The organism is Thiofilum flexile DSM 14609, from assembly GCF_000380185.1.
Taxonomy (GTDB): domain Bacteria; phylum Pseudomonadota; class Gammaproteobacteria; order Thiotrichales; family Thiotrichaceae; genus Thiofilum; species Thiofilum flexile.
This window is the reverse complement of record NZ_KB904758.1, coordinates 215,851-224,709: the sequence shown is the minus strand read 5'-3', so window position 1 is coordinate 224,709 and position 8,859 is coordinate 215,851. Positions and strand designations below refer to the sequence as shown.

Genomic DNA, 8,859 nt, shown 5'->3' with positions numbered 1-8,859 from the left:
CTGGTGTTAGTAAGTTCTCTAAAGTGAGTCTTTTTTCAGGCTTAAATAATCTCAAAGATATTACTCTTGATAAGCGCTACAGTACGCTATGTGGCTACACCGACTATGATATAGATACCGTATTTGCTGCTGAATTGATGGACTTAGATCGAGACAGTATTCGTTACTGGTATAATGGTTATAATTGGTTAGGGGAGGGGGTCTATAATCCTTTTGATGTCCTTAATCTATTTGATCGTCGTGAGTTTAAAAACTACTGGTTTGAGACTGGAACCCCCACTTTCCTGATTCGCCACTTAGCCAATAATCAATTTTTCACCCCTAATCTAGAGCAATTACAATCTGATGAGGCTTTATTATCGGCCTTTGATATTGATCATATTAGCAATGAGGCTTTGTTATTTCAGACCGGCTATTTAACTATCCATCAGGTAGAGCAACCTATGTTAGGGTATTGGTTTTATACCTTAGGCTACCCTAATCATGAAGTAAAAAGCAGCCTAAATACGAGTTTATTAAGTGCCTATGGTGTGAATGAAAGTCTGGCTCTGCGTAACCGCATTCAGCTCATTAAAATCTTACAACGTAATGCAGTAGAAGAATTACAAGGGTTATTTCATGCCTTTTTTTCCAGTATTCCGCATCAATGGTATGACAGTAGCCGTGGGGTATTAGCGCAGTATGAAGGGTATTATGCCTCCATCTTTTACTCGCATTTTGCGGCATTAGGCATTGATACTATTGTAGAGGATAGTTCTAGTTTAGGACGCTTAGATATGGCAGTGAAATTTAATGGACGTATTTATTTATTTGAATTTAAAGTGATTGAGCATAGTCATGAGGGCGAAGCACTAAGGCAAATCCATGACAAACGCTATGCAGATAAATATCGAGCCTTAAATCAGCCTTTATATTTAATTGGGGTGGAGTTTAGTAAAGTAACCCGTAATATTGTAGGTTTTGCGATTGAACAGGGATAAGTGTCTATTAAAGCAGCCTCATTTGTGATGACTGCTCTAAAGTATATTGCAGGCTATTTAGCGATACTTTTGCAAGTATATTTTTTCAAAGCCACGTTTAGCCCAATGTAACGCTCGACAATAGGGCAATACGGTACTCCCTGATTCAGTGCGTCTAACTAGCATACCTTTTTCATTTGAGTCGACAATACACATCAGTTCAACTTTAAAAGTATGGTTAGCAGGTGTGCCTTTGAATTCAGCCAGTAAATTTTTAGCCGCAGCTTCGGCTTGTAAATCTGCCATGTGAGCTTGTTTAGGCATCCAATCCGGCCCCGGAAAACTACCCGAATCCCCCGCTACATAAACCTTATCAAAGCCTGCCACTTTACAATGCTTATCCGCTTGTATTAATCCACCGGCTGAGCGTGGTAATTCACTATTATTAAACCATGAGTTACCTGTGATACCCGGCATAAATAAAATTAAATCAGCGGCAAATTCGCCGCCTTCGGTTTTAACCTTATTGGCCTCAAAGCCCTGCATTTTATGCCCTAAATGACGTTCTATTCCGCGCTTATCCATTTCAGCTAGTAGACTCTCGACCGCTTTCTCGCCTAAACGATTACCCGGCTTTTCAGCGGGGCTGAAAAAGACTAATTTGAAGGCATCACGGCGGCCTTGCTGACGGAGTAAGGTATCAATCCCAAATAAGAATTCAAACATAGGGCCGCCGCGCATAGCGGTAGGCTCATTCGGATTACCCGCAAAGCCAATGGCAATAGTGCCACCTTGTAGTGCTTTTAGGCGGTCGCGGATTTGCTCGGCGACCTCCACTCCTTCACAAGGTGTCAGTGCGTGCTCAATGCCGGGGAGTTTTTTAATAAATTGCCCACCAGAGGCTATAATTACCCCATCGCTAGTCACGGTGCCTTGATCGGTTTCGATGGTACGCCCATTGTCTTTTAAGCCCGTCACTTTAGCGGCCTTAAAATTGACATTCATACGGGTTAAAAAGTTAGCCAGTGGAATAATGACATCTTCACGGGTACGTAAGCCACTAGGAATCCAAATAGTACTAGGCAAATAGTGTAATTCAGCTTTCGGAGAGATTAATGTGATATCAATCGCTTTATCCAGTTTACGCAGGGTTCGGATGGCTGTTAAGCCCGCAAACCCGGCACCAATCACAGCAATATGAGTCATATGGCTACCTTAAAAATAGTGTAAATGCTAAAGGGTTATGCAGTGTGGTCTGGTTAAAGTCAAGTATAGTAACTGAGGAGTAGCTTAATAGAGTATCGATAGGGATTAGTTAAAACACAATACCTTGTGGTTAAAGGGCAATCATTTGGCTTATAGTTTAGGCCGTTATTATTATCGGAGTTTATTATGGCAAATACAGCGCCAGAACAGGCTGGGGGTTTCGCTAGTCAACATTTATCCATGATCTTCAAATACATTGGCATTAGCTTTGTAGCAGGTGCCGTGAGTCATGGTGTATTTTCGGGGTCACGTTCTTTACTGACTGCGGGCGTTGGCGTAATCATGTTTATGATTGGGCAGTTGATTGAATATCGCCGTACAGGCGACGGAAATGGCATATGGCAATCGTTATTAATCGGTGCAGTATTAGCCATTGGTATGGGCTTCTTCACTGGCAGTTTGCAACATTTCCCGGACTCTCCTGATCGGAGTTTGTGGGTCGTACCCGTAGGCTTTGCTATGACGCTCGTAGCATTGATGTGGATGAATAAAGAAAAAATGAGCGGCGCTATTAAACGTTATGCGGTTGCTTCGTTTGTATTGGTAGGGGCTATCTCCTTAGGTGCACATCAGTACTTTAAAGCCAATCCTTTTACCGATGGTCATGGTGGTCATAGTCATGGCGAAGTAGCTAATGCGGCACCGGCTCCAGACGCACATGATCATGCAGCTCATGATCATGGTGCGGATATGGTTGCCGCTACAGTGGTGGCACCTGTGAAGGAAGTCGCAGCCGCAGTTATACCCACCGCCACAGCCACCAAGGTTGCTGTTACGAATACCACACAAGATCAAAATACACCTAGCTCAGCCGAAACTAGTGCTAGTCCTGCTGAACCTGCACACGATCATGCTACCCATGACCATAGTGCAGAGCCAGTCGCCGCTACTACTGCACCAGTGAAGGCAGCCACTACAGAACAGGCTGCTCATGACCACTCAACACATGATCACGGTACAGAGCCAGTCGCCGCTACTGCACCCGCTAAGGCAAGTACTAAAGAAGCGGCTGCTCATGATCATTCCACTCACGATCACGGTACAAAACCAGCGGCTGCTACTACACCTGCTAAAGCCGATACAAAAGCATCCGCAGGTCATGATCACTCTACTCACGATCACGGTAAACAGCCTACAGTTATCGGTAAACCCGGTGATTTAAAGAAAGTTGATCGGGTTGTTACTGTGACCATGAATGACAAGATGCGTTATGAGCCCAGTGCCGTGACTATTAAAGAGGGTGAGACCATCCGCTTTATGGTAGAGAATAAGGGTACGGTTAAACATGAGCTTACCCTAGGCGATGCGGCCTCTTTAAAAGAGCATGCGGCACAAATGCTAAAAACCCCTGATATGCAACATAATGATCCTAACTTGGTATCTTTAGAACCCGGAGCTAAAGGGGAGATTATTTGGCAATTTACCAAAGCAGGAACGGTTGATTTTGCTTGCTTACAGCCGGGTCATTTCGAGGCAGGTATGCGCGGTGCAGTTACTGTGAAAACAGCAAAAAAGAACTCTTGATTAGGAGCGTTTTAATAACGTCATAATCCAAGGCACCAGCATTGCTAAACCTATAATACGCGAGAGGTGATGCACGGCAATATAGGCAGGGTCATAATGTAGAGCCATTGCCAATGCCGCCATCGCCTCTACGCCACCGGGGGCATAAGCAATCCAAACTTGTCCAAAGGGAAGGTGCAGCACCATTGCAACTAGGTAAGCCATTCCTGCCGCAATCACACTACTTAACATCACACTAGCCAAAGCAGCCCCAGCATAGATTTTGAGTTCGTGGCGCTGGATACCATTAAAACGTACCCCAACACTACAACCAATGACTATAAAAGCGATAGTCACTAAAGGCTGAGGCATTCTGCCCGTGAGTAATTCACTACCATGCCCTAGAGCACTAATCAGCAATCCCGCCATGACATAAGCGGCTGGAAAATGGAATTTATCTAATATCAGTGCCAGTATTAAAGCAATACCTAATAAACTAGGGAGTAGGGTATATGGCATGGTAATTTGTAAATAAGCCATATTATTGCTGCCCTGTAAGTCTAAGCCCTCAATAATAATGGGTAATACCGACATCACTAAAATGAGACGTAAGCCTTGCAAGACAATAACCGCTCGCTCATTGCCATAGCCGCTATTAGCGAGTGCTAATACAGAAGATAAAGCCCCCGGACTAGAAGCAAGCAGGCCCGTCTCTACGCTTTGACCATAAAAACGTGCTAATAGCCAAGTGTTGGTATACATCATTAAAACAACCGTGAGCGCAAGGGCTACTAAGCTTAAAGGCCAGCGCCCAATCAGGGCTAGATTTTCAGGTGTAATACCCGCACCTAAGGAACAGCCTAAGATTACAAAGCAAACATTGCGTAGAGCCGCAGAGCTAGCAGTGCGGACACCTGATAAGGTGAGGATAGAAACTAAAATGGCACTCCCCAATAAAGGGGCAACGGGGAGTCCAATCCATGTCCCCAACCCCGCACCTACCAAGCCAAAGAACAGAGTTTGGAATACAGTGCGGGTTGAGGTCGTCATGGTTGAATAGCTAAGTGAGTTAAACGGCTTTGTTTTGGCGTGCTTTTAGCATACGGCTAATCACTATGGGCAATGCCACTACTAAAATTGCTAAACCGTATAAGATTAAGCTATTACTAGACTGCAATAATATCGACCAATCGCCACCAGAGATCGAAAGGGCACGGCGTAGGTTATCCTCAAATAGATTCCCCAATACCACCCCTAAAATAACGGGGGCGAGAGAAAACTCTAATTTGCGCAATACCCAACCGAGTACCCCTAAACCAACTGCTAAGTAAAGATCAAACGGATCACCTACTACCGAGTACACGCCAATAAAGGCTAAGACGGCAATCATGGGGGTGAGGTATTGTTGGGGTATGGTTAAGAGCCGTGCGAATAAGCCTACTAAAGGTAGATTGATAACTAATAAAGCCACATTACCAATATACATAGAAGCAATCAGACCCCAAGCAATATCAGGCTTTTGCTGAAATAACATCGGGCCCGGTGTGATATTAAACAGTAACAATGCGCCTAATAGAATCGCTGTAGTTCCTGATCCCGGAATACCTAATGTGAGCATAGGCACCATGGCACCGCTAGCAGAGGCATTATTAGCAGATTCAGGAGCGGCAAGACCGCGAATATCGCCAGTACCGAAGCTTTTACCAGATTCGCCCGCTAAGCGTTTTTCCGTACCATAAGACACGGCTGAGGCTACCGATGCACCCGTGCCGGGAAGCACACCCACAATAAAACCAATAATGGAACTACGTAGCATGACCCACTTGACGGCAAAAATATCCGCCCACGAAACAAAGGTACTATCCACGGGTAAGGTTTTTAAGGTGCCACGCGCATAGGATTCGACTAAGTGCAATAACTCCGCCATACCAAATAGGCCAATGACAATAACGAGGAAATCAATTCCCGCCATTAACTCTGGACTGCCTAAGGTAAAACGCATGACCCCGGTATTAGCATCCACCCCAATGGAGGCAATCATCAAACCAATAGCGGCTGCTAAGAGCGTTTTAATGCCATTTTTACCCACCAGTGAAGCGAGGGAGGTAAAGGCGAAAACCATTAATGCGACATAATCAGCCGGACTAAATTTCACCGCGAAGGCCGCTAAAGCCGGAGCAAATAGTGTCAGTAACACAATAGCCACCGAGCCACCCACAAACGAGGCAACCCCTGAGAGCGAGAGCGCACGACCTGCCTCCCCACGTTTCGCCATGGGGCTACCATCTAAGGTAGTCATGACCGCCCCCGCATCGCCTGGAACATTTAATAAAATAGAGGAAATACGTCCCCCATATTCTGCTCCGTAGTAAATACCCGCGAGTAAAATTAAGGCTGATTCGGGGGGGAATCCTAGGCTATAAGCAATAGGGAGCAAAATAGCGACCCCATTAATGGGGCCAATGCCGGGCAATGCCCCAATCAGTGTGCCGAAAAAACAACCTGCCAATACCAGAAATAGGTTGAAAGGTTGCAGAGCAACGGCAAAGCCTTGCCCTAAGCCGGATAAAATCACATCCATAATACCATCCTCTTAGAACAAGCTTTTAAAAAGGCCAGCGGGTAAATTCAGTGCCAGTAATTTAGCGCCCAAGACATAGCCAATTATTCCAGTGGCTGCGCCAAAGATAAGGGCATGTACTGGTTTAGCTCCTAATAAATAGGCCGCTCCAATACAAAACCCGGTGGTTGAGAGAATAAAGCCAGCATGCTCAAACAGATAAGCATACCCCAGCAGTAGCACGACCATAATGACAAGGCGTACTAGTACATTATGTGTAATGTCAATTTTATCTACATCGGGCTTAAAAATAATCCATAGGCAGCATAAACCCGCAAGGACGGACAGAATGCGCGGCCAAGACTCAGGCCCTAAAGGATCATACTGAAAAGGGGCTTTTATGATCATAAAAGCAGCCCACCCATATGCCACTACTATTAGGAGCGTAATGGCGGCAAAAATTCTGTCTGCCATAGTGAGTACTCCCTAGGTATTTATTTAGGCGCTTCGATTAAACCCATTTCAACCGCAAGAGTACGGAGCTTGGCTACATCATTATGGATATACTCTTCCATTTCTTTGCCAGCGATATTAAGTTTGAATAAGCCTTTGTCTTTGACGATTTGATTAAAGGCATCGTTTTCATAGCTTTTCTTGAATAATTCAACCCAAGCATTATAGGCCTCATCAGAGACTTTTTTGCCCATGTAGTAACCACGGATAATAGGCCATTGTACGTCATAGCCTTGTTCTTTCGCGGTAGGGACTTTATCAAAAGGCTCGCCTAAACGTTCACTGTGCATCACTGCTAGAACGCGCATAGTACCCGCATCAAGGTGGGCTGACATTTCAGCAATATCTCCGGTGTATAAGCCAATATTGCCGCCTAATAGAGCAGCAATAGATTCACCACCCCCGTCAAAAGCGACATAACGCATTTTCTTAGGATCAGCACCTGCAGCCTTCATTAAGAGCGCGGCTTTCATCCAGTCTTGTGAGCCGACCGAGCCACCTGCACCAATAACTACACTCGTAGGATCAGCTTTTAGGGCTTCCATCACGCCTTTCAGATCAGTATAGGGACTATCGGCTTTAACAATCACAGCACCATAGTCTGTACCCGCCATCGCGACCCAACGGGCATCTTTTTCAGTCCACTCTCCGTATTTTCCGGTCGCTACATTCAGTAAGGAGCCACTCGAAAAAGCAACAACGGCATTCGGATCATCAGTACGGGTCGTATTAAATAGGTTATAGGCCACAGCACCAATGCCACCAGGCATAAAGGTGACTTGCATGGGGGCATCTAGCGTTTTAGCTTCCAAAAATCCTGTTTGAATAATGCGGCAAGTCAGGTCAAAACCGCCTCCGGGTTTAGCGGGTGCAACACATTCAGGTTTTTCGGGATTAGCGGCGAAGGCTGAGAAAGGATTTAAGCAGGCAAACGCCAATGCCAGCGCCAGTGGTGCGGAACGTTTCATTAGATTCTCCTCTTAGACGGGGTATAGTCACAATATATCAGTCAGGTCAGATAATACCTCGCTCAACCGTGTAAGTCATTACGCTAATAGTGCTAAAAGAGGTTAATTCATTTGGGTAGGGCAGTTTTTTTCAACCAGCTAACTTATATTTAGTAACAATTATTGCTATGTTAAGACGGATCAATAAGTGACCCTGTGGGTTATCATTATCGTCGGCAGCAGCATTGTCTATACACTAAGATTGCAGCCTCATTAGGAGTGATCATGTTAGCAGAGTATTTACCTATCCTATTGTTTTTAGGGGTGGGATTAGTTTTAGCGGTAGTTTTATTAGGCCTAGGGTTACTCATGGGGCCACGCCGGCCTGATGCTGCCAAAGATTCTGCGTTTGAGTGTGGCTTTGAAGCTTTTGATGATGCCCGTATGAAGTTTGATGTGCGTTATTATTTAGTGGCTATTCTGTTTATTATTTTTGACCTTGAAATTGCCTTTCTATTTCCCTGGGCTATTGTGCTAGAAGAGATCGGGATGAGTGGTCTTGTTGCAATGGCTATCTTCCTAGGCATCCTGATCGTGGGCTTTATTTATGAGTGGAAAAAAGGAGCACTAGAATGGGAATAGAGGGCATTCTAGAAAAAGGTTTTGTCACCACTTCCGCCGATAAACTGATTAATTGGGCACGTACCGGCTCGATGTGGCCTATGACCTTTGGCTTGGCCTGTTGTGCGGTGGAAATGATGCACGCCGGAGCTGCGCGTTATGATTTGGATCGCTTTGGTATTGTATTTCGCCCCAGCCCGCGCCAGTCTGATGTAATGATTGTAGCCGGAACCCTGACCAATAAAATGGCACCGGCCTTACGCAAAGTCTATGACCAAATGGCAGAGCCACGTTGGGTGATTTCCATGGGTTCGTGTGCCAATGGGGGCGGTTATTATCATTATTCTTATGCAGTCGTGCGCGGTTGTGATCGTATTGTGCCGGTGGATATTTATGTACCGGGCTGCCCTCCCACTGCTGAAGCTTTGCTCTATGGCATTATTCAGTTACAAAACAAAATTCGTCGCACCAATACGATAGCACGGTAGCC

Annotated in this window: 9 protein-coding genes; 4 read left to right on the top strand and 5 right to left on the bottom strand. The window is 45.3% G+C overall.

What is annotated here, in order from left to right:
* Positions 1-980: PD-(D/E)XK nuclease domain-containing protein (locus tag A3IK_RS0107595; RefSeq protein ID WP_020559379.1), on the top strand; the 980-nt coding region annotated here is incomplete at its 5' end.
* 57 nt (positions 981-1,037) lie between these two features.
* Here the strand turns inward: A3IK_RS0107595 and A3IK_RS0107590 are convergent.
* Positions 1,038-2,165 (bottom strand): NAD(P)/FAD-dependent oxidoreductase, encoded by a 1,128-nt coding sequence (locus tag A3IK_RS0107590; RefSeq protein WP_020559378.1) that lies wholly within the window; start codon positions 2,163-2,165, stop codon positions 1,038-1,040.
* A gap of 186 nt (positions 2,166-2,351) precedes the next feature.
* On the opposite strand from A3IK_RS0107590, the gene A3IK_RS21095 reads away from it, so the two are divergent.
* On the top strand, positions 2,352-3,749 hold the full coding sequence (locus A3IK_RS21095; protein WP_020559377.1) for a cupredoxin domain-containing protein: 1,398 nt from the start codon (positions 2,352-2,354) through the stop codon (positions 3,747-3,749).
* Here the strand turns inward: A3IK_RS21095 and A3IK_RS0107580 are convergent, their stop codons facing one another.
* From A3IK_RS0107580 to A3IK_RS0107565, 4 genes are read right to left on the bottom strand one after another with little or no spacing between them, the layout of a single operon-like run.
* A complete protein-coding gene (locus A3IK_RS0107580) occupies positions 3,750-4,778 on the bottom strand; it encodes an AbrB family transcriptional regulator (RefSeq protein ID WP_020559376.1) in 1,029 nt (342 codons plus the stop codon). It lies immediately after the preceding gene.
* A 19-nt stretch (positions 4,779-4,797) separates the two neighbouring features.
* Positions 4,798-6,309 carry a tripartite tricarboxylate transporter permease gene (locus A3IK_RS0107575; protein ID WP_020559375.1) on the bottom strand — a complete coding sequence of 504 codons (1,512 nt, stop codon included), beginning with the start codon at positions 6,307-6,309 and terminating at the stop codon, positions 4,798-4,800.
* Between the two features lie 12 nt (positions 6,310-6,321).
* Complete coding sequence (locus tag A3IK_RS0107570; protein ID WP_020559374.1) at positions 6,322-6,762, bottom strand: tripartite tricarboxylate transporter TctB family protein; 441 nt, start codon at positions 6,760-6,762, stop codon at positions 6,322-6,324.
* A gap of 20 nt (positions 6,763-6,782) precedes the next feature.
* Positions 6,783-7,769 (bottom strand): Bug family tripartite tricarboxylate transporter substrate binding protein, encoded by a 987-nt coding sequence (locus A3IK_RS0107565; RefSeq protein WP_020559373.1) that lies wholly within the window; start codon positions 7,767-7,769, stop codon positions 6,783-6,785.
* Between the two features lie 264 nt (positions 7,770-8,033).
* Here A3IK_RS0107565 and ndhC point away from each other — a divergent pair, with 264 nt between their 5' ends.
* Positions 8,034-8,390, top strand: a complete 357-nt coding sequence (gene ndhC, locus A3IK_RS0107560) for an NADH-quinone oxidoreductase subunit A (protein ID WP_020559372.1) — start codon at positions 8,034-8,036, stop codon at positions 8,388-8,390.
* Positions 8,381-8,857 carry a NuoB/complex I 20 kDa subunit family protein gene (locus A3IK_RS0107555; RefSeq protein WP_020559371.1) on the top strand — a complete coding sequence of 159 codons (477 nt, stop codon included), beginning with the start codon at positions 8,381-8,383 and terminating at the stop codon, positions 8,855-8,857. Before ndhC ends, A3IK_RS0107555 begins: the two co-directional genes overlap by 10 nt.
* The last annotated feature ends 2 nt before the right edge of the window (positions 8,858-8,859 follow it).

Coding starts and splice junctions, on each gene's coding strand:
- A3IK_RS0107590 (WP_020559378.1), bottom strand. CDS start 2,165: ATGACTCATATTGCTGTGATTGGTGCCGGGTTTGCGGGCTTAACAGCC.
- A3IK_RS21095 (WP_020559377.1), top strand. CDS start 2,352: ATGGCAAATACAGCGCCAGAACAGGCTGGGGGTTTCGCTAGTCAACAT.
- A3IK_RS0107580 (WP_020559376.1), bottom strand. CDS start 4,778: ATGACGACCTCAACCCGCACTGTATTCCAAACTCTGTTCTTTGGCTTG.
- A3IK_RS0107575 (WP_020559375.1), bottom strand. CDS start 6,309: ATGGATGTGATTTTATCCGGCTTAGGGCAAGGCTTTGCCGTTGCTCTG.
- A3IK_RS0107570 (WP_020559374.1), bottom strand. CDS start 6,762: ATGGCAGACAGAATTTTTGCCGCCATTACGCTCCTAATAGTAGTGGCA.
- A3IK_RS0107565 (WP_020559373.1), bottom strand. CDS start 7,769: ATGAAACGTTCCGCACCACTGGCGCTGGCATTGGCGTTTGCCTGCTTA.
- ndhC (WP_020559372.1), top strand. CDS start 8,034: ATGTTAGCAGAGTATTTACCTATCCTATTGTTTTTAGGGGTGGGATTA.
- A3IK_RS0107555 (WP_020559371.1), top strand. CDS start 8,381: ATGGGAATAGAGGGCATTCTAGAAAAAGGTTTTGTCACCACTTCCGCC.